Below are 19,064 nucleotides of genomic sequence, written 5' to 3'. Positions count from 1 at the left end.
TACTTTACAGTATCTCTAGCAACTTATCTCTATTAACATCCACCATAACCTTCTTCACTTCCATGTATTTTTCCTTTATATCATCAGGAATATTGTATCCTTCTAACATATTCATAATGGAATCGGCAGTATCATAATCATAAGCTTCAACAAGTTCTTTTATATCTTTAAATGCATTTTCTACCTCATCCTTAGATATAGGCTGTTTATCAACTCCCGAATCATCTATAGCTGCTAAAGAATCTTTATAAGAGAGATATTTTGCTATCATCACATCATTTTTCTCTTGTATAGCTATATAATCACCCTTGTTACCTAATTCTTCTAGCTCCTCAGCCATTTTTGAAAGATCCAAAGCTCCTATTAGCCTTGCTGAGCTTTTTAAAGCATGTACAAGCACAGTATAATTCCTTAAATCCTTTTCCTTTAGGAACCCCTCAATTGCGTCTGCCTTACCATCAATAGATATATAAAAATCCTTTACAACTTGAGTATATGTATCAACATCGCCGCAGTTATTAATACCAGCTTTTAAATCAACATCTTTTAATCTTGTCAAAAGACTATCCCCTGCTATATCCGCCATGGATTGTTGTTCATAATCATCTTTGCCGTTAGAAATAGAGACGGATTGAATTTTTTCTGGTGGCAAATAGTGTAAAAGCATTTTTTCTAGCTGAATACTATTAATTGGTTTTGACAAATAATCAGTAAAGCCATGCTTCATATATTCTTCTCTAGCTCCTGAAACTGCATTGGCTGTTAATGCAATTACTGGCACGTCTTTATTTTTATTGTTTGGAAGTACCTTCATCACCTCATATGTCTCTATACCATCCATATTTGGCATTCTATGATCTAAAAATATAACATCAAACCTTTTTTTAGTAACTAAATCTATAGTCTCTCTGCCACTGTTTAATGTGGTAATTTTTATCTGTGTTCGCTTGAGAAGATTTTTAATGACCGTTAGATTCATTTCTGTATCATCAACAACTAAAATTTCAGCTTCAGGCGCAGTAAAGCTCTCATGATATCTTTCAACGCTATCAATATATTCTCTATACATTTCCTTAAAATCCCCAATTGGATTCCAAGAAATCACCTTTTGGTTAACGCCAAATGTAAAGATAGAACCAAAGCCATATTTACTATCAACCACAAGACTAGAGTCCATCATTTCAAGTGTTTTCTTTACAATGCTCATTCCAAGGCCAGTTCCCTCAATAGTTCTATTTCGGGTTTCATCTATTCGCTCAAAAGGAGAAAACAGCTTCCGCAAATCTTCATTTTTTATTCCCATACCTGTATCTGCCACTTCAAAACGTAGTTTAATATTTTCCTCATCAACTATATCGTAAGATACAGAAAGAATTACTTTTCCTTTCTCTGTATATTTCACAGAATTTGTGAGAAGGTTTGTTACCACCTGCTTTAGCCGAATTTCATCCCCCACTAGATTTGCTGGAATTTCCTTATCAACCTCCACTATCAGCTCAAGTCCCTTTTCCTTTGCTCTAGAGGAAACCATATTTACCAAATCATTAATTAATGAGCCTAAATTATATTGAACCGGTAATATTTCCATTTTACCTGCTTCGATTTTAGAGAAATCTAAAATATCATTAACTAGACTAAGTAATGAGCTTCCAGCCGACTTTATGTTGACAGCATACTCTCTAGTATTCTCCTCCTCTGATTCCCTTAAAATCATCTCATTCATACCAAGAATAGCATTTATTGGAGTCCTGATTTCATGAGACATATTAGATAAAAAAGAAGATTTAGCCACACTAGCTTTTTTAGCAATCTCTAAATCAACCTCAAGACGCTGCTTTTCTTCTATTCTCTGGATATATGCCTCCACTGCATAAACAGTTTCATTAATAGCTTCATATAGCACTTGAAGTTCATCATGTGTTTTCACCTCAATATCTTCTATATTATGACCATATAGAATTTTATCTTCATCTGTTGCAGTGGCATAATGCTCCATAAAATCTGACATTGTTCCAACAGGCGCACATATAGTCATCTTAGTGTAAAAGGTAGCTATTCCAGCAATAGGAATTCCTACATTTACCATAAGAATAATCATTTTTAAATCAAAGGCTAACATGGTATCATCCGCCACATATTCCATCTTCCGAATATTATTTATTGCATCTTGCTGTATGTACTCATGATAACCTCCATATGAAGGAGTTGTAGCCAATGAATAATTAACAAATATTTTTTTCATATCAGAAAAAAGCACCATCATAAAAAATGCCACTGATACCCCCAACACAAAAAGTAAAAGTATAATAATAGTTGTGATTTTAGCACTAATTTTAGTTTGCTTATGTTTCTTGTTAAGTTTCAAATCTTTGGCATAACTCTCGGTATATAAATAGCTAATTGGAAATGGGCTTTTATATTCATCCTTTGAATACTTAAAATATAAATACAGAATAATCCCTACAAAATAAACGGAAAAAATCACTTTATAATTAAAAAAAGAAATTTCTTTAAAATAAAACTCACTTGAACTAAGACCATCTACTACTACATAACAAAGATATTCGTTAAACAGAATTGCCAGTATTGTAACTGTGCACATAATAAATGTTTTTAATTTCGTTGCTAACATGCGAAATTGTGCACAAAGAGAAAAACATGCCATAGATGCCATATATATAATCATCGTATATGAATATTCCATGTTAAAAATAAGGGATATGATAAACGCGATGCTAAAGACTATAGAGGATACAAGATATCCGTATAGTCCAGCTATAAGAAGAATTGGAACCATTCTAAGACCTAAAACAACTCCATCTTCTGGAATAAAAATATTAATGCCATTATAATTGGCAGCAATATTAAAGAATGAGCCAGATGCCACCAATAATACAGTACAAAATACAACAGCGTTTAGAATTTTTCTCCAGGTTGGTGTTTTTTTTAATTTTTCCGCCTGTACTTTATTCATAAGTTACCCCCGAAACTAACAAATAAAAAAGCGTCCCTTCTTATACTAGCATAAGAAAAGACGCCAAATCATAGCTATTTTATGAACTAACTGTTATATCTTTGTGTTGTATAACATTATTTCTTTGTTATATAACCCTGAGCCTTAAGAAGCTCTGCGCAAAGTACAGCACCACCTGCAGCACCACGAACAGTGTTGTGTGAAAGTCCTACAAACTTCCAATCATAGATGCTATCCTCACGGATACGGCCAACTGATACGCCCATGCCGTGCTCATAGTCAACATCAAGTGATACCTGAGGTCTGTTATCCTCTTCCATGTAACGGATAAACTGCTTTGGTGCAGAAGGAAGATTAAGCTCCTGTGGTACACCTGAGAAATTATTAATTGCATCAATAAGCTGCTGCTTTGTAGGCTGCTTCTTGAACTTAACAAATACAGCTGCTGTGTGTCCATTGAGAACTGGAACACGAATACACTGGCTTGTAATCTTAACATCATCAGCAGGTACGATTACGCCGTCCTTAATCTCGCCCCAAATTCTAAGTGGCTCCTTCTCAGACTTCTCTTCCTCACCTGAGATAAATGGTATGATGTTGTGCTCCATCTCTGGCCAATCCTTAAATGTCTTACCAGCACCAGAAATAGCCTGGTATGTTGTAACAACAACCTCATATGGCTCAAACTCTTTCCAAGCTGTAAGAACAGGTGCATAAGACTGGATTGAGCAGTTAGGCTTAACAGCAACAAATCCTCTTGTAGTACCAAGTCTCTTCTTCTGGAAATCGATAACCTGCATGTGCTGTGGATTGATTTCAGGCACTACCATAGGTACATCTGGTGTCCATCTATGTGCTGAGTTGTTTGAAACAACTGGAGTCTCTGTCTTAGCGTATGCCTCCTCGATAGCCTTAATCTCGTCCTTAGACATATCAACTGCTGAGAATACAAAATCAACTTCAGAAGCTACTTCCTCAACTTCATTAACATTCTTAACAATAATATTTTTAACGGCCTCAGGCATTGGAGTATCCATCTTCCATCTATCACCTACAGCATCAACATATTTCTGTCCTGCTGAACGTGGGCTGGCAGCAATTGTTGTTACCTCAAACCATGGATGATTCTCAAGGAGAGAAATAAATCTCTGGCCTACCATACCTGTTCCACCAAGAATACCGACTTTTAACTTCTCGCTCATTTCAAACTACTCCTTCTCTGTCATGTTTTTCTCTCGCGGACATTTGTCCGTGTACTAAGTGGCATTATAATAAAAATAAATAAAAAAAGCAAGCAGTTTTTGAATATTTATCACAAACTCCTCGCTTTTTCTTGAATTAAATTTACAATTAATTATTTTAAGCCAAAAATGCCTTACATTCTTTGATTTCATTTACCATGGCATCATGTCCAGGAGCACCAATTGTAAGTCGCTTATTTACACATGTTTCCATTGAAATAGCATCAAAAATATCCTCTTCAAAAGCTGGAGAAATAGCTTTTAATTCTTCTAATGACATATCATCAATGGCAATGCCCTTATCGATACAGTAAAGAACAACCTGGCCAATAATACCGTGAGCATCTCTAAATGGAACACCATGATTTACAAGATAATCAGCAGCATCTGTAGCATTTGTAAATCCGTTTTTAGCACTGTTTGCCATTACATCCTTGTTGAATGTCATTGTAGCAAGCATTCCGTCAAATAAAACAATACAATCCTGAACTGTCTTCATAGCATCAAATGCCATTTCCTTATCCTCCTGCATATCCTTGTTGTATGCAAGTGGAATACCCTTCATTGTTGTAAGAAGTGACATAAGGGCACCGTAAACACGGCCAGTCTTTCCTCTAACAAGCTCAGCAATATCTGGGTTCTTTTTCTGAGGCATAATAGAGCTACCTGTTGAAAATCCGTCATCTATTTCAACAAATCTGTATTCATTACTGTTCCAAATAATAACTTCCTCAGAAAAACGAGAAAGATGCATCTGAATAGTGCAAAGAGCCGATAAGAACTCAATCAAATAATCTCTATCTGACACACCGTCCATAGAATTCAAAGTAGGTCCGTAGAAATCAAGAAGCTGGGCTGTCATATTTCTATCAAGTGGATATGTAGTGCCAGCAAGGGCTCCAGAGCCAAGTGGACAATAATTCATACGCTCTCTAATATCATTTAAGCGAAGAACATCTCTCTTAAACATTTCAAAATATGCTCCCATGTGGTGAGCAAGTGTAATAGGCTGTGCCTTCTGTAAATGAGTAAAACCAGGCATAATTGTGTCAATATGCTCTTCCATAATGCCGCAAATAGTGCCAAGGAGGTGCTTCAAATCCTCTGCTGTAGTCTCAACAGCATCTCTTGTATAAAGTCTCATATCAAGAGCGACCTGGTCATTACGACTGCGACCTGTGTGAAGCTTTTTACCAGCATCGCCGATTCTATCAATAAGATTAGCCTCCACAAAGCTGTGTACATCCTCATATTCAGAAGTGATTTCAAGCTTTCCTGAATTAACATCTGCCTCGATGCTATCAAGCCCTGCAAGAATCTCATCTCTTTCTGCATCAGTGATAACGCCTACAGAAGCAAGCATCTTAACATGTGCTCTACTTCCTCTAACGTCCTGTGCAAAAAGCTTTTGATCGAATCCAATTGATGCATTGAAATCATAAACCATCTGATCGGTAGACTTTGTAAATCTACCTCCCCACAACTGTGCCATAACTAATCCTCCATTTCATGTGCTTTTTGCTGTTGTCTATCTCTATATGAATAAACACAACCGCAATAATCTTGTCTGTACATATTGTATTCTCTAGAAAGTTCCGTTGAGCGCTTGTAGCCCTCTCTCTTTTTGAAATCACTAGGAAGCCATTTTACTCCTAATTCATCAGCAATTGCCAATCCTATTTCATTAAGAATCTGAGAATCTTTCATTGGAGATATTGTAAGTGTTGTTGTGAAAAAGTCAAACCCTTTTTCTAAAGCAACCTCTGCTGTGCGCCTCAAACGAAGGTCATAACACTTGTGACATCTAGCACCCTTTTCAGGTTCATTCTCAAGTCCCTTCGCTATTTCATAGAACCTGTCAGTATCAAAGTCTCCCTCTATAAAAGAGACCTTGTGCTTTGTCGGAAACTGACTTATAAAGCGCTGTTGCTCCTTAACCCTATGATAGTATTCCTCATCTGGATAAATATTGGGATTGTAATAGAATACAGTAATATTGAAATACTGAGATAAATACTCAATACAATAACTGCTACATGGCCCACAACAGCTATGTAACAATAAAGAAGGCACACGGCCTTCTTTTTCAAATTCAGCTATTAATTTATCCAATTCTCTTTGGTAATTAATCTTATTCATTATCTATTAGCCCATACATATAAAAATGCCACGCCAAGGACATAAATAAATGCCATGAAAATCATAAATGGAACCTGTGAAGCCATGATGCCAATTACAATCTGAGCGATGAATACAAGGCCATGAATCCAAATAGGAATCTGATTTAGGCAAGCTGCAAGTACCGCCTCTAAAATAACCATAACGCAAGCAATAATTGGATTAATGTGAAATACTGCAATTGTAACAATAAGAGATACTACCGCAAATATGCCAAGCACAATAAGGCTAATAAGTGGTAAATTCTCCTTTGAAAATAAGTCTCTAATATCGAAAGCTGGTGCAGCTTTTCTCTTGTTGTCTGCCATAAACTTCTCCTAACTATCTATTATATAATCTAACTCACTCAGACATGGATGTAATCGTCTTCATAAGTCCTTCTTTTTACATGTGTCATTATAATAAAACCCTATGGATTTCTCAACAATTTTAATTGATTTTTCCCTATCAATATATTACACTTAACTTCGCGAAATAAACTATATAACCACAAGAAAACCGGTATATACGCTCCGATAGCTCAGTTGGTAGAGCACCTCACTCGTAATGAGGGGGTCGTCAGTTCGAGTCTGATTCGGAGCTTTTCTTATATGTAACTGTTATTTGACTTTTCAGTTGCTATATCAAAAGGAGGAAAATATATTGGAATTTATTCAATTTGACCACGTGTCAAAAAGCTATGAAAAGCAGCTAGTTCTTGACGAGCTTGATCTCTACATCAAGGAGAACACCTTTGTGACCCTACTTGGCCCTTCTGGTTGCGGCAAGACTACTACTCTTAGGCTTCTTGGAGGTTTTGAAAAGCCAGACTCTGGCAAAATCTATCTCAATGGTAATGACATCACTGCATTACCTGCCAACTTACGACCTATTAATACGGTCTTTCAGAAGTACGCACTTTTCCCACACATGACAATTGAAGAAAATATCGCTTTTGGTCTCAACATTCAAAAGAAATCAAAAGAATACATAAACGACAAGATTAAATACGCACTTAAGCTTGTTAATCTTGATGGCTTTGAAAAGCGCTCTATCGACTCATTATCTGGAGGACAGCAACAGCGTATCGCTATTGCCAGGGCCATTGTCAACGAGCCAAAGGTTCTTTTATTAGATGAGCCACTTGGAGCACTAGATTTAAAGCTTCGCCAGAACATGCAGTATGAGCTTATGAAAATCAAGCAGGAGCTCGGTATCACTTTCCTTTATGTTACACATGACCAGGAAGAGGCTCTTACCATGTCTGATACAATCGTTGTAATGAACCAGGGTTATATCCAGCAGATTGGTACTCCTGAGGATATCTACAACGAGCCTGAAAATGCTTTTGTAGCGGACTTTATCGGCGAAAGTAATATCATCGAGGGTATCATGATTAAGGATGAGCTAGTTTCATTCCTTGGAGTTCAGGTACCTTGCGTTGATAAGGGATTCGGTACAATGAAGCCTGTTGACGTAGTTATTCGTCCAGAGGACGTGGAGCTTTTAGCGCCAGGCAAGGGATTTATGGATGGTGTCATCACCGATTGTCTCTTCAAGGGTGTTCATTATGAGCTTGATGTTCAATGTGGCGGTTATGAGTGGCTTGTACATACTACAAAATACTTTGAAATCGGTCAGCACGTATCACTTAATGTTATTCCATTCAATATTCAGATTATGAACAAGCCTGAATCAGAGGATGAGGAGGTAATGAAGGAAGATGATTAATAGATTAAGAACCAGCTTCCTGGCTACACCATACGCTGTTTGGATTTTAATTTGCACTATTCTTCCACTTTTTTATATCCTAGGCTACGCAATCACTACTTCCGAAGGAAGCTTCACCTTAAGCAATCTTACAGCCATTGCAGATCCAGTTCATCTGTCATCCTTATGGCTGTCTATTAAGGTTGCCTTTGTAACTACAGTTATTTGCCTAGTACTTGCATACCCTGTTGCTTTGATTTTGCACAACCTTAAAATCAGCAATAAGGGCTTTGTAGTTTTTCTTTTTATTCTTCCAATGTGGATGAATTTTATGCTTCGAATACTTGCATGGCAGATAATCCTTTCCAACAATGGAATCTTAAATAGCATTCTTTCTGCTATTGGGCTTCCAACAGTTCACATCCTTTACACCAAGGCTGCTGTTACACTTGGAATGGTTTACGACTTTTTGCCATATATGATTTTGCCTATTTATAATGCACTTTCTAAAATCAACGATTCAGTCATCGAGGCTGCCGCTGATTTAGGTGCCAACTGGTGGACAACATTCACCAAAATTACTATTCCACTTTCAAGAGATGGCATTCTTTCAGGCATTATTATGGTATTTGTTCCAGCCCTGTCATCATTCGTTGTTTCAAACCTTTTAGGAGGCGGTAAGGTTCTCCTTATAGGTAATGTTATTGAGCAGGAATTTACACTTGCAAGAAACTGGAATTTGGGTTCAGGTCTTTCAATTATTCTCATGATTTTCGTACTTGTTTCTATGTCAATCATGAACAGACTTGATGATTCAGAGAATGGAGGTATGCTTGTATGAAAAAAGTTAAAGACACAGCCTCTTATCTCTATCTTGGGCTTATATTTTTATTCTTATATGCACCAATCCTTGTTCTCATTGTGCTATCCTTTAACGACTCAATGTCTAGAACAATTTGGGGCGGATTTACATTTAAATGGTATGCCAATTTAACCTCCAATGACAGCATTATGGATGCTTTAGGCACTACCATCAGAATTACGCTTGCGTCATCAATACTTGCAACAGTACTTGGAACATCAGCAGCTATTGGTATCCACTACATGAAGAAGCGCCATGCGGCAATTATGCTTGGTGCCACCAATATCCCGCTTTTGAATGCAGATATTGTAACTGGTATTTCACTTATGCTTTTATTTACAAGATTTACTCCACTAGGAGAATTCTCGGTGGTGCTTGCTCATATAGCTTTTTCAGTACCGTATGTTATTTTCAATGTGCTGCCACGATTACAGTCCTTGTCAGAGGCTTGTTTTGAGGCTGCAATGGATTTAGGCGCCACACCTTGGTACGCTTTTTACAAGGTGGTTTGGCCAGAAATATTCCCTGGTGTTTTATCAGGATTTTTAATGGCGCTTACTATGTCGCTTGATGATTTTACAATCACATATTTTACAAAGGGTGCCGGTGTAAATACCCTTTCAACTATGCTTTACACTCAGCTTAGAAAGGGCATCCAGCCAGAGCTTTATGCTTTGTCTACTATCCTTTTCCTACTTGCCTTTGTGATGCTTTTAGCTACCAACTTCAAGGGCAATTCTAAAAAGGAGGTGGCTGAGAAATAATGAAAAAGAAAGCGATTATCCTTTTAAATATTTTTACAGTTTTACTTGCCAATTGTTTCTTCTTAACTGGCTGTGGTAGTGATGCAGAAAGCACAGATACTCTCGTTGTTTTAAACTATGGTAAATACATCGAGGCAGATGTATTAAAGCGCTTCGAAAAAGAAACCGGAATTAAGGTTAAATACGAAGAATATGAATCTGTAGAAGACATGTACGCCAAGTACAAGGCAGGCTCTATCAATTATGACGTTATTTGCACATCTGATTACATGATAGAGACAATGCGTAATGAGGGAGAGCTTATTCCTATCGATTACAACTCTCTTCCTAATTATAAAAATATTGACCCAGCTATAATTGAGGCTTCAGAAGCATTTGACCCAAGCCACAAATACACTGTTCCATATTTCTACGGCACAGTAGGTATTCTTTATAATACTAAAATGGTGGATGAAGAAACTGTTTCCTCATGGAAATCACTTTGGGATCCGGCATATAAGAATCAAATTGTTATGATCAACTCTCAAAGAGATGCTTTTATGGTTGCTCAGGAAGTTTTGGGATACGATATCAACACCACTGATAAAGAACAGTTAGATGATACATTTAATCTCTTGTGTGATGAAAAGCAATACGTATATGCGTATCTTCAGGATGAGACCTACGAGTGTATGATTTCAGAAGACGCAGCAATGGCTGTATGCTACTCTGGCGAAGCAGCTATGGGTATGGAATACAACGAGGATTTGGCCTATACGGTTCCTAAGGAAGGCGGCAATCTCTGGATTGATTCCTGGTTTGTGCCTCGTACCTGCAAGCATTACGACGCAGCTATGAAATGGATAGATTTCATGTGTGAAGAGGAAGCTGCCACAGAGAATTTCGAGTATGTATGGTATGCCACTCCAAATATGGAAGTAGCCAAGCACGAGGATGAAGAGACTCTCGCTGACGAGACAGTATTTCCTACCAAAGAGACCTTAGAGCGTTGTAAGCTCTACGAGGCCTACGACAATGACACCTTAGATTACACCACTACTCTTTGGAAAAAATTAAAAGCTTACTAATACTAAAGCCCAGATGGATAACCATCTGGGCTTTTTTTCTAGTGTATTAAAGAATCTCTACCACTTCACCAATATACATGTCATGCTCCGCCTCGCCTTCATAGAACTGCTTTGCAATCTCTGGATTCATGCTAGATGGCTCAAGACGCTGTCTCATAAGCTTTTTACATAAAAGTGTAACCTCTGCCTCTTCAAAAGTAACTGAACCATCAACAGACTTAGGAGTAAGTCCTGAGTCATGTATCTTGTCCATATCTCGTCCTGATTTAGAACCTAAAAGTCCAAGCTGCTTTTTGTATTCCTCAGGGAAGAATGAAACAGTAAAGTAATCATTATTATCTAAGAACTCATGTGTATAACGAGATGTTCTAACATAAGCTGTAACAACTGGCTTGTTCCAAAGAGTACCAAGACCGCCCCAGCTGATTGTCATAGTGTTAAAACTATCATTATCTCCTGCTGTTAGCAAAGCCCACTTTTTATTGTACTGGGCAAAAATATCTGTATTAAATTCCATTTCATTATCCTCCAGTATTATTAATTGTCATCTATGCCATTGCCATGTGCAATCTTTGTCTATTATAAAGATATTGCCTATGATTTTGCAATAAATCTGGCTAAGAACAATTAATACTCATCGAATTACTTGTTTCTCCTGCTCCCTGCTTATTGCCTTGATAGCTATTATAAATCTCTGCTATCTCTTCTCTTGAAAAATCCTGAAAACAGGAATATAGGGTCTCTAAATCCATGCCTGTACTCACAAAATTCTCCACTGCCAGTTGATCTCTCTTATTCATTATTATTCCCCCTTATTAGATACTCCTCAAAAATGAAAGCTTCTAATCCGGTTTGCTTTCATTATTTGTTTCTATAAATTTTAGCATATATCTTTCAATATAAATACAAAAACGATAACTGAAATTATAGAAAAAGACTTGGCAAAAAATGCCAAGCCTTCAATTTTCATATAATATTAGTTTTCCTGAATTGTTAATCCAGTAGTTGCTGCGAATTCATTCTCCTCGTTGTATGCTCCAATAGTAAAGTCTACAACACCATTTTCATCTTCACTGATGCTAACTCCTACTGTATATTCGCTATCTCCATTATACAGTGGATCCTGTATAAATCCGAATCTATTATTAATAGTATGCATTAAAAAAGACTGTGATTCATATTTAGTTACAACATCAGCATACGTAGATGTTGATTCAACAGGCTTATACTCAATATCAAAGTCAGTTCTGGGATAACTATCATCATGAAAAAGAACAATTCCTGTTCCAACAGCGTCTAATCCATCCCCAGTTGCACTCACAATTTCTTCATCAGAAGCAACAAAACTTGATACTGGATAATTGTCAAAATCATTAATAGCTGCACCACAAGTAATTAATTCACTGTCCTTATAATTAGCTACCACTTTTGATGGATCTAAGTTTCCATTCGCATCCTTAGCATATGTTGAATCAAGAAATACAAACTTTGAAGACTGTGGATTTATTTCTGAGGCATAATTATAATTATTAGTATCAATTTCTCTATAAACATCATAACCTGGCTCTGTTTTAGCAATCAAAATATAAAAGTAGTCATAGACAACTTTAACTGTACCAGCATAGTTTAATCCCTTACACTTTTCAAGAAGCGCAATTGTCTCTGTATCCTCTGCATTTACAACAACTGCTGTATTTCCATCTTCTGTATTTACTACAACTGCTCCACCGCCGCCGTTGCTACCACTAGAACTGCTAAGGTAACTAGCCGCCTGATAAATATTTAAATCAAGGAACTGCCATTCACCAAATAATGACTGAACCTGAATTCCATTCTCCTCACACTTCTCAACTGTTGTGAGATATCTACCCTCTGCAATACCAGTGTTATAATAATCTAAATAGTATGCAAGGATATTAGTTCCATATGCTTCTCTAAGCTGTGGATATGCACTAGCGTATGCTGATGGATCAAAATCTGGCCATCCCTTACGACCTTCCCAAATACCACAATCACAGAAATGATTAAATAAAGCATCGTAATCTGTACCAAGTGCTTCAACAACGTCATAGTTAGTATATGCATAATAATCTGCATCAAACAGTGTAGCAATGATTTCCTTCTGCTCAGCTGTAAGTGTTCCATAAGTTACCTGTGAAGCGTCCTGTGCTACTGTGATAGTCTTAGCCTCTGAATCAATTGTAGTTGCTCCGATTGTACCTGCTGTAATTCCCATCATAATAGCTAGTACAAAAAGATTTCTTTTTTTCATTATTCTTATCCTCCCTTAATAACGAAATGCTCTACCTTAATGTTTCATAAAAAAACTCTCGCGCGCAACTAGTATTTTCGCATAATTAAATAAAAACTTCAATAGTATTTAATAAATTCCTTAAAATAATTTAATTATTATTTTTATCAGAGTATAAATCTGTTATAAATCCCTGCTTATATGCAGAAAAAAAGGCTTCAATCACATGAAACCTTCATAGTTTTTTATTCCCTTGTCAACAGCTTTAATCCAACAATACCAATTACAATAAGCAACACACAAACAATTTGGGGTATCGATAATTTTTCGTTAAAAAGCCTCCTTATATTAAAATACGCCATTCCTTTACCTGCTAAGACCTAACGGTAAAGGAATGACGTTAATCCCACTACTCGGTAGCACTGGGCGTCTTTTTATTCAATTTACGCTCTCCTGGCTTTAATCCAATCACATTTTTTATCTGCTCATTAGTTGCAATAGGATACACCTCCATAATATGATTCGCTATTCTTCTAGCAGAGTCATCCGGATCTTCCTTATAAGCAGATGTCACATAATCGTATCCCCATAAGTGCTCAGGAACTGTATAAACGGCTAATGGCCACCCATAACTTTCCCCCTTCTTATTCTTGCGTTGACGAAAGTCTCGCACACACATATACATCTGCATCTGAAGACCTGTTATTGTACCCTCAAAGCCTTTTTCACCGCCTTTTCCAAAGCCAGCTTTTTTCTTTAACTCATTTGAATAATACTCCTCATCCATCAGCTCCTCAGAAAAAAGATCCATGATTTTCTTTTGCCTAGCTGATGCTTTACCATCCTCCCAGAGAGCATCAAAATCGTAGCCATCTCTACGGTAGTTAACAAAATACGGCAACCACTCCTTAGATATAAACCCTGCTTTTTTATCAAAGAACTTGCCGTATGCAATTTCTCCACGACGAGCTATAATCTCTCTCCACTCCCATGGGTCAAGAAGTGAATCCTCTGACCACCAATACTCAGGAACAGTTCTTTCTTCCAGCGAAAATCCCGGAATGTCATTCTTAAATAATGGCAAAAACCCTATTTCATTGATATAGTCAATTGCTTCATCCACAGTATGTAAGCACTCAGGATCATCCCAATCAACCCCATACATAATCCATGTCCCATTTTCATTTGGCATATCCTATCCCCCAGAAATAAAACTTCTCGTAAATTTAAATAGCATCTGTCCCTACTCAATCCAACTTACTGGATCAGAATAGTTTTCATCCACCCATTCTTGACCATTATGCGTTACTTTTCCATCTATCTCAAGCTCATCTGTTACAGAACCATCTTCGTTTTCTATCCCGTGAAGTTCTCCGATTTTATTTTCTATTACCCCATCACTATCGATTGACATTCTATAGAAATATAAATCTCCGGCGCCTCCACTACCCAAATACTTGCCATTATTTTGCAATTCTTCGAATAGTCTTTCTCCCATATTTGTCCCGTAGAACTTTCCATCATCACGAGTTAGTATTAGATAATTACCTCCACCTTCAAAAAAATGAATGACTAATTCTTTTCCATTTTGGTTATCTAAATCTACCAACGCAACCCCTGCTATTTCAGGTTGTTCTTCTGACTCTATAGATTCCAAATATTCCGAAAAACATATGTCTTTGTCTAGCCAATTAAAGCAATAAAAGGTATTCTCATCATTCAATACCGCAATATATTCTTGAAAATCTTCCTTTTCCTCTTCATCCATTTGATTTTCATATTTCTGCCAATCGATTTTGAATGATTCTTCTTTATTCGATACTGTTGAAGAGTTATCCAAATTCTCTAGTGTTTCTTGTCCTGCAAGATTATTCTCTTCAATAGCCTTTTCATTTTTACCGCAACTAAATAACATAATTGGAACTATGCAACTTATTAACAAAATTCCGCATTTGAAACTTTTCATTCTAATTATTCTCCGTATTATAAGAATAGCCTGCCATATTATTCAAATAATTTCCTATTAATCTCAAACACATCACAAGCTATATTACTAAATAAATTATAACAATATGTATATTTCACATCATCACTAATTCTTAATAGTTCGAATTCACAAATTACATATATCAATTATAATTTTAAAACTCTTCCTCAATCTCCATAATTGCGCACTTACCACATATCTGACCTACAAATTCTTCCATGTAAAAAAACTCGCCATCAAAATATGCGTCAAAATCCTTTATTGCTCCTTCTAGAGTAAAGGCCTTGCCACAGTCCTTGCATTTTCTCATAAGGGACATGGCAACCTCATCATCCTCAACCTCGTAATCATCATGCTCCATATCTCCATCTTCATACCCCTCCAGTTGATGGCTTGATAAGTATTCATCTGATGGCTTAAGTTCACCATCTATCTCTGAAAAAAATCCCATTTAGTCACCTCATAAATAGTCTTAATAAAATAATCTATCAAATGTCTTGTTCCATTATAACCCACTTAGGAGCAGAATACATGACCCAGATTTCTCGGAAATCTTATTCCACCAATAACTTTTCTTACTTAATTTGACTTCGGTTATTCTTTGCCACTATAACCACCTATACACAAAAATAGAAAGAGACTTCTGCCGGAGTCGGTAGAAGTCTCCTTATCTTCAATTAGAAAATCTGGCCTGGTAGTTTTAGCTTCTCCTTTGGTGGAAATAATTTATCAAACTCTTCCACGTCTTCATCACTAACGTAATATCCCGTAGGCGTCTGATAAACACCTGTGATGCCATCCAAATAACCTGGGATTAGCTCCTTACCAAGAAAGAATGATACATCAGCCCCATCAGGCAAATCATGATATCTGATGCCAAATTTGTTAGCATAATCAAAGCCACTCTTTCCATAGAAATCGATGTTGCCTTCAAACAAAACTGCTCCGAAGCCCATCTTAGTGGCCTTTTCAAGGGAATAATCCAGAATCACCTTGCCATATCCTCTACGCTTAAGTCCTGGAGTGATGCCAATTGGTCCCATAGTAAGAACATCAATTACTCTACCATCATCTGCTTCAATGATGGTTCTCATAAACATATTTTGTCCAATCAATGTACCATCTTTTTCCATGACAAAATCAAGCTCTGGAATAAAAGCTGGATCATCTCTAAGCACATGAATCACGTAGTGCTCGCTGCACCCCGGACGATATACATTCCAAAATGCTTCTCTTACTAAGTTCTCTACTTCTCTGTAGTCTTTCTTTTCTTCTAATCGAATAATATAGTCCTTTTTATTCATTATTTTTTCCTCCTGAAAACTTATGACCAAAAGTTGCTTTTCAGCGGGAGGTTCGTGTGATTGTCTACAAACCTCCCGGTTAGCCGACAATCTCTCGTGTGTTGTACTTTGTCAAACAGCACTACTCCTTTAAAATAAAAATACTAATCAAGCCTCAGCTTTGATATTAATATAACAGATTTTGGCATAAAGTAAAAAAACTTCATCAATTTTCTAGCTTTCACATAATCAATGCTGGCAACTCTGTTAAAACCAATCTAGCAAAACTAATTACATTTTCAGCCACATGCATTTTTATAAGCTATAGCGTCAATCTGAAATATAATTCCCTCTCGAATAAAATCAGATGTATATGCTTTCCTTGTTGGATATTTACCTGCAAATCTTTCTTTTAAAACTTTCGGTAAAATGTTCAAGTCTTCAATGTTCTTAAAAAGACAATCCATTTTCACAACACATTCCAAAGTTAATCCAACCATCTTCAAGCGCTTTTCCAATACGTCAATAGCTCCGTGAATCTGTTCTTCAATTGACTTGCCCTCATTTCCCATACAGTATCCTACAAAGATGTAGTCGCCAGCTTCAATAACTGTGGAATCTGCCCATAATTCATCTATTTCAATTCTTTTTATCTCTGACACGTTCATTCTCCTATTTATCTTCTTGCCATATTATCCTTAACCATAAAGTGTCAACAAACTCGAATTGGTTTATTTCTTTTTCCTTGGAGCAGGTAACTCATCAACAATAACATTCAATAGTTCGTTCATAAAATCTTTGTTATCTATATCATCAACCAAAAGCATTTCTTTAGCACCATCATAGGGTGTTTCATATTGCGCTTTCGGCATCATCTCTTTTGCAGATTTCGTTGGTTTTATATGAAATCTATCATCATATATTCCACCGACAATCTTCCCCTGATAATAGATGATATATTCCCCCATCATTGACCTGTATGATATTTCATCAAGTAATGATAACTGGTCTAAAACAAATTCCAAATACTCTTTACTTGAAGCCATTGCAACAATCCTCCTACTAAAACTCCAAATTGTTACACTTTCTTAATTGGATGTCTAATTACTGTCTTCCATTTCTCCGGCGCAACCTTTCGAGCGTCTGACATGTAAATCTCGTGATGAAGTCTTGTATCAGTGAAATCATTAACATATCCATTTTCAGCTAAGTATGAATCCATAAGAGCGACAGTTGCTGGCTCATCATCAAATGAACCTAAATGCATAATCTGAACACACAATCCTTCCTCAAGTGTCAAAAACTCAGCAGTGGAGCAATCAAGCTTTTTCTTTTTGGTTGCTGTTTCTACTGCCCAAGCAAAATCTTTCTCCGAAATGAAATCAGGTAATCTTATAACCGAAATCCAATTAAAAGCTGATTTATCAGTATAATCTACTCCCTCAACATCATCCTGCCACCAAAAACCTTCAAGAGGAGGAACTACATATTCAATGAAACCGTCAATTTTATAATCAGTTTTGTAGCTCATTTTCAATGTATATGCAATTGCATACAATACACTAATCGCCTTTTGATATGCACCATCCACTTCATTTGGATTACCTTTGCCTCTAACAGCTATATAATTAACCTTAGGAACATCCACAATCTGAGGTATATTCTTAGGCATGTAGTATTCCTTGTATTCTTTCTTAAAGTCAAATGCCATGATATTTTCCCCCTTAATAATTCATCTTCAATATTATATCGTATTTACGTTAGAAATAAAAAACTTCTATCGGAAAATCCGACAGAAGCTTCCTTTTGAACTGTCGCAAACTTTGCGCCAGTCCTATTTTTCACTAATCTTATTCCACTCATAAGGTGTATTCTGGTATACGTAGTAATTCAACCAATTAGAATACAAAATATTGCCGTGGCTTCTCCACTGTAATAGTGGTCTCTGCTCTGGGTCATCCCCTGGGTAATAGTTGACAGGCAGAGCTATTTCAAGGCCCTTATCTCTGTCGCGCTTGTATTCACTATCAAGTGTGTAGCGGTCATACTCAGGATGCCCCATCACGAAAATATTGCTACCATCCTTTGACATGCAGAGGAATACACCTGCTTCATCGCCTTTGGCACATACAACTAAATCCTCGCAAGCCTCAATAGCCTCAGTGCTAACGCCTGTATGACGGCTATGTGGAGCATAAAAAATATCATCAAATCCACGAACAAGTGGTATCTTACGATTCTGAACACGATGTGGGAATACGCCAAATTTCTTGGCATCCAAATCGTATTTATTAATGCCATAACGATAGTAAAGACCAGCCTGGCATCCCCAACACAAATGAAGCGTAGAAGTTACATGTGTTTTAGTCCACTCGAACACCTTGCAGAGTTCATCCCAATAATCAACTTCCTCAAAAGGCATCTGCTCAAGAGGTGCACCTGTTATAATAAGGCCATCAAAATATCTATCATATACATCCTCAATCTTTTCGTAGAATGTATCCAAATGAGTCTTGCTGGTATTTTTACTTTCGTGACTGCCTACAGTAAGGAATGTCACATCCACCTGAAGTGGGGTATTTGAAAGGGAACGCAACAGCTGAAGCTCTGTAGCCTCCTTAAGTGGCATAAGATTTAAAATACCGATACTAATAGGTCTGATATCCTGATGTGTTGACCTATTCTCATCCATTACAAATATATTTTCATGTTCAAGTATAGCCTTTGCAGGCAAATCATTTTGTGTTCTAATTGGCATAACAATCTCC

General features: G+C 36.8%; 20 protein-coding genes and 1 tRNA gene. 5 read left to right on the top strand and 16 right to left on the bottom strand.

The window, feature by feature from the left end:
• Positions 1 to 4: 4 nt before the first annotated feature.
• The 5 genes from BLP50_RS00515 to BLP50_RS00495 all read right to left on the bottom strand — a co-directional run bounded on the left by BLP50_RS00515 (position 5) and on the right by BLP50_RS00495 (position 6,701).
• Positions 5 to 2,974, bottom strand: a complete 2,970-nt coding sequence (locus tag BLP50_RS00515) for a response regulator (RefSeq protein WP_242869189.1) — start codon at positions 2,972 to 2,974, stop codon at positions 5 to 7.
• 116 nt (positions 2,975 to 3,090) lie between these two features.
• Entirely contained in the window at positions 3,091 to 4,176 is a 1,086-nt protein-coding gene (gene asd / locus BLP50_RS00510; protein ID WP_090149329.1) for an aspartate-semialdehyde dehydrogenase, read from the bottom strand.
• Positions 4,177 to 4,333: 157 nt separating this feature from the next.
• Positions 4,334 to 5,707 (bottom strand): argininosuccinate lyase, encoded by a 1,374-nt coding sequence (gene argH / locus BLP50_RS00505; RefSeq protein ID WP_090149324.1) that lies wholly within the window; start codon positions 5,705 to 5,707, stop codon positions 4,334 to 4,336.
• A gap of 2 nt (positions 5,708 to 5,709) precedes the next feature.
• Positions 5,710 to 6,354, bottom strand: coding sequence for an epoxyqueuosine reductase QueH (locus BLP50_RS00500; RefSeq protein ID WP_090149320.1), 645 nt, complete (start codon positions 6,352 to 6,354; stop codon positions 5,710 to 5,712).
• Entirely contained in the window at positions 6,354 to 6,701 is a 348-nt protein-coding gene (locus BLP50_RS00495) for a hypothetical protein (protein WP_090149317.1), read from the bottom strand. Before BLP50_RS00495 ends, BLP50_RS00500 begins: the two co-directional genes overlap by 1 nt.
• Before the next feature lie 201 nt (positions 6,702 to 6,902).
• Here BLP50_RS00495 and BLP50_RS00490 point away from each other — a divergent pair.
• The 5 genes from BLP50_RS00490 (at position 6,903) to BLP50_RS00470 (ending at position 10,775) form a co-directional block, all read left to right on the top strand.
• Positions 6,903 to 6,975, top strand: a tRNA-Thr gene (locus BLP50_RS00490).
• Between the two features lie 60 nt (positions 6,976 to 7,035).
• Positions 7,036 to 8,103, top strand: a complete 1,068-nt coding sequence (locus tag BLP50_RS00485; protein WP_205467953.1) for an ABC transporter ATP-binding protein — start codon at positions 7,036 to 7,038, stop codon at positions 8,101 to 8,103.
• Positions 8,096 to 8,923, top strand: a complete 828-nt coding sequence (locus BLP50_RS00480) for an ABC transporter permease (protein ID WP_090149313.1) — start codon at positions 8,096 to 8,098, stop codon at positions 8,921 to 8,923. The genes BLP50_RS00485 and BLP50_RS00480 overlap by 8 nt, the downstream gene beginning before the upstream one ends.
• Complete coding sequence (locus BLP50_RS00475) at positions 8,920 to 9,708, top strand: ABC transporter permease (RefSeq protein ID WP_090149309.1); 789 nt, start codon at positions 8,920 to 8,922, stop codon at positions 9,706 to 9,708. The genes BLP50_RS00480 and BLP50_RS00475 overlap by 4 nt, the downstream gene beginning before the upstream one ends.
• Positions 9,708 to 10,775 carry an ABC transporter substrate-binding protein gene (locus tag BLP50_RS00470; protein WP_090149306.1) on the top strand — a complete coding sequence of 356 codons (1,068 nt, stop codon included), beginning with the start codon at positions 9,708 to 9,710 and terminating at the stop codon, positions 10,773 to 10,775. Before BLP50_RS00475 ends, BLP50_RS00470 begins: the two co-directional genes overlap by 1 nt.
• 46 nt (positions 10,776 to 10,821) lie before the next feature.
• On the opposite strand, the gene BLP50_RS00465 is transcribed toward BLP50_RS00470, so the two are convergent.
• The 11 genes from BLP50_RS00465 to metA form a co-directional block, all read right to left on the bottom strand.
• Positions 10,822 to 11,292, bottom strand: coding sequence for a flavin reductase family protein (locus tag BLP50_RS00465; RefSeq protein WP_090149303.1), 471 nt, complete (start codon positions 11,290 to 11,292; stop codon positions 10,822 to 10,824).
• A 100-nt stretch (positions 11,293 to 11,392) separates the two neighbouring features.
• Positions 11,393 to 11,575 carry a hypothetical protein gene (locus BLP50_RS00460; protein WP_090149300.1) on the bottom strand — a complete coding sequence of 61 codons (183 nt, stop codon included), beginning with the start codon at positions 11,573 to 11,575 and terminating at the stop codon, positions 11,393 to 11,395.
• A 176-nt stretch (positions 11,576 to 11,751) separates the two neighbouring features.
• The gene (locus BLP50_RS00455; RefSeq protein ID WP_090149297.1) at positions 11,752 to 13,047 is read right to left on the bottom strand and encodes a hypothetical protein; all 1,296 of its coding nucleotides are present in this window, start codon (positions 13,045 to 13,047) and stop codon (positions 11,752 to 11,754) included.
• Positions 13,048 to 13,435: 388 nt separating this feature from the next.
• Positions 13,436 to 14,218 (bottom strand): AlkZ-related protein, encoded by a 783-nt coding sequence (locus BLP50_RS00450; RefSeq protein WP_090149293.1) that lies wholly within the window; start codon positions 14,216 to 14,218, stop codon positions 13,436 to 13,438.
• A 51-nt stretch (positions 14,219 to 14,269) separates the two neighbouring features.
• Positions 14,270 to 14,992 carry a hypothetical protein gene (locus BLP50_RS00445; RefSeq protein ID WP_090149292.1) on the bottom strand — a complete coding sequence of 241 codons (723 nt, stop codon included), beginning with the start codon at positions 14,990 to 14,992 and terminating at the stop codon, positions 14,270 to 14,272.
• Between the two features lie 175 nt (positions 14,993 to 15,167).
• Positions 15,168 to 15,464 carry a hypothetical protein gene (locus tag BLP50_RS00440; RefSeq protein WP_090149290.1) on the bottom strand — a complete coding sequence of 99 codons (297 nt, stop codon included), beginning with the start codon at positions 15,462 to 15,464 and terminating at the stop codon, positions 15,168 to 15,170.
• Between the two features lie 226 nt (positions 15,465 to 15,690).
• Positions 15,691 to 16,317: a GNAT family N-acetyltransferase gene (locus tag BLP50_RS00435; RefSeq protein WP_090149287.1), complete on the bottom strand. Its 627-nt coding sequence runs from the start codon at positions 16,315 to 16,317 to the stop codon at positions 15,691 to 15,693.
• Positions 16,318 to 16,595: 278 nt separating this feature from the next.
• Positions 16,596 to 16,958 (bottom strand): RidA family protein, encoded by a 363-nt coding sequence (locus BLP50_RS00430; protein WP_090149284.1) that lies wholly within the window; start codon positions 16,956 to 16,958, stop codon positions 16,596 to 16,598.
• A gap of 69 nt (positions 16,959 to 17,027) precedes the next feature.
• Positions 17,028 to 17,342, bottom strand: coding sequence for a TfoX/Sxy family protein (locus tag BLP50_RS00425; protein WP_090149282.1), 315 nt, complete (start codon positions 17,340 to 17,342; stop codon positions 17,028 to 17,030).
• A 32-nt stretch (positions 17,343 to 17,374) separates the two neighbouring features.
• Entirely contained in the window at positions 17,375 to 18,007 is a 633-nt protein-coding gene (locus BLP50_RS00420) for a GyrI-like domain-containing protein (protein WP_090149280.1), read from the bottom strand.
• Positions 18,008 to 18,130: 123 nt separating this feature from the next.
• A complete protein-coding gene (gene metA, locus BLP50_RS00415; protein ID WP_090149277.1) occupies positions 18,131 to 19,054 on the bottom strand; it encodes a homoserine O-acetyltransferase MetA in 924 nt (307 codons plus the stop codon).
• Between the last annotated feature and the right edge of the window lie 10 nt (positions 19,055 to 19,064).

It is taken from the genome of Pseudobutyrivibrio sp. AR14 (genome assembly GCF_900101325.1).
In the GTDB taxonomy this organism is placed as follows: Bacteria; Bacillota; Clostridia; order Lachnospirales; family Lachnospiraceae; genus Pseudobutyrivibrio.
Note: the sequence above shows the minus strand (reverse complement) of the source record. Positions and strands in the feature narration are given on the sequence as shown.

Bases quoted from the DNA above. Each gene is read 5' to 3' on its own strand.
- BLP50_RS00515 (WP_242869189.1), bottom strand. From the start codon at position 2,974: ATGAATAAAGTACAGGCGGAAAAATTAAAAAAAACACCAACCTGGAGA.
- asd (WP_090149329.1), bottom strand. From the start codon at position 4,176: ATGAGCGAGAAGTTAAAAGTCGGTATTCTTGGTGGAACAGGTATGGTA.
- argH (WP_090149324.1), bottom strand. From the start codon at position 5,707: ATGGCACAGTTGTGGGGAGGTAGATTTACAAAGTCTACCGATCAGATG.
- BLP50_RS00500 (WP_090149320.1), bottom strand. From the start codon at position 6,354: ATGAATAAGATTAATTACCAAAGAGAATTGGATAAATTAATAGCTGAA.
- BLP50_RS00495 (WP_090149317.1), bottom strand. From the start codon at position 6,701: ATGGCAGACAACAAGAGAAAAGCTGCACCAGCTTTCGATATTAGAGAC.
- BLP50_RS00480 (WP_090149313.1), top strand. From the start codon at position 8,096: ATGATTAATAGATTAAGAACCAGCTTCCTGGCTACACCATACGCTGTT.
- BLP50_RS00475 (WP_090149309.1), top strand. From the start codon at position 8,920: ATGAAAAAAGTTAAAGACACAGCCTCTTATCTCTATCTTGGGCTTATA.
- BLP50_RS00470 (WP_090149306.1), top strand. From the start codon at position 9,708: ATGAAAAAGAAAGCGATTATCCTTTTAAATATTTTTACAGTTTTACTT.
- BLP50_RS00465 (WP_090149303.1), bottom strand. From the start codon at position 11,292: ATGGAATTTAATACAGATATTTTTGCCCAGTACAATAAAAAGTGGGCT.
- BLP50_RS00460 (WP_090149300.1), bottom strand. From the start codon at position 11,575: ATGAATAAGAGAGATCAACTGGCAGTGGAGAATTTTGTGAGTACAGGC.
- BLP50_RS00455 (WP_090149297.1), bottom strand. From the start codon at position 13,047: ATGAAAAAAAGAAATCTTTTTGTACTAGCTATTATGATGGGAATTACA.
- BLP50_RS00450 (WP_090149293.1), bottom strand. From the start codon at position 14,218: ATGCCAAATGAAAATGGGACATGGATTATGTATGGGGTTGATTGGGAT.
- BLP50_RS00445 (WP_090149292.1), bottom strand. From the start codon at position 14,992: ATGAAAAGTTTCAAATGCGGAATTTTGTTAATAAGTTGCATAGTTCCA.
- BLP50_RS00440 (WP_090149290.1), bottom strand. From the start codon at position 15,464: ATGGGATTTTTTTCAGAGATAGATGGTGAACTTAAGCCATCAGATGAA.
- BLP50_RS00435 (WP_090149287.1), bottom strand. From the start codon at position 16,317: ATGAATAAAAAGGACTATATTATTCGATTAGAAGAAAAGAAAGACTAC.
- BLP50_RS00425 (WP_090149282.1), bottom strand. From the start codon at position 17,342: ATGGCTTCAAGTAAAGAGTATTTGGAATTTGTTTTAGACCAGTTATCA.
- BLP50_RS00420 (WP_090149280.1), bottom strand. From the start codon at position 18,007: ATGGCATTTGACTTTAAGAAAGAATACAAGGAATACTACATGCCTAAG.
- metA (WP_090149277.1), bottom strand. From the start codon at position 19,054: ATGCCAATTAGAACACAAAATGATTTGCCTGCAAAGGCTATACTTGAA.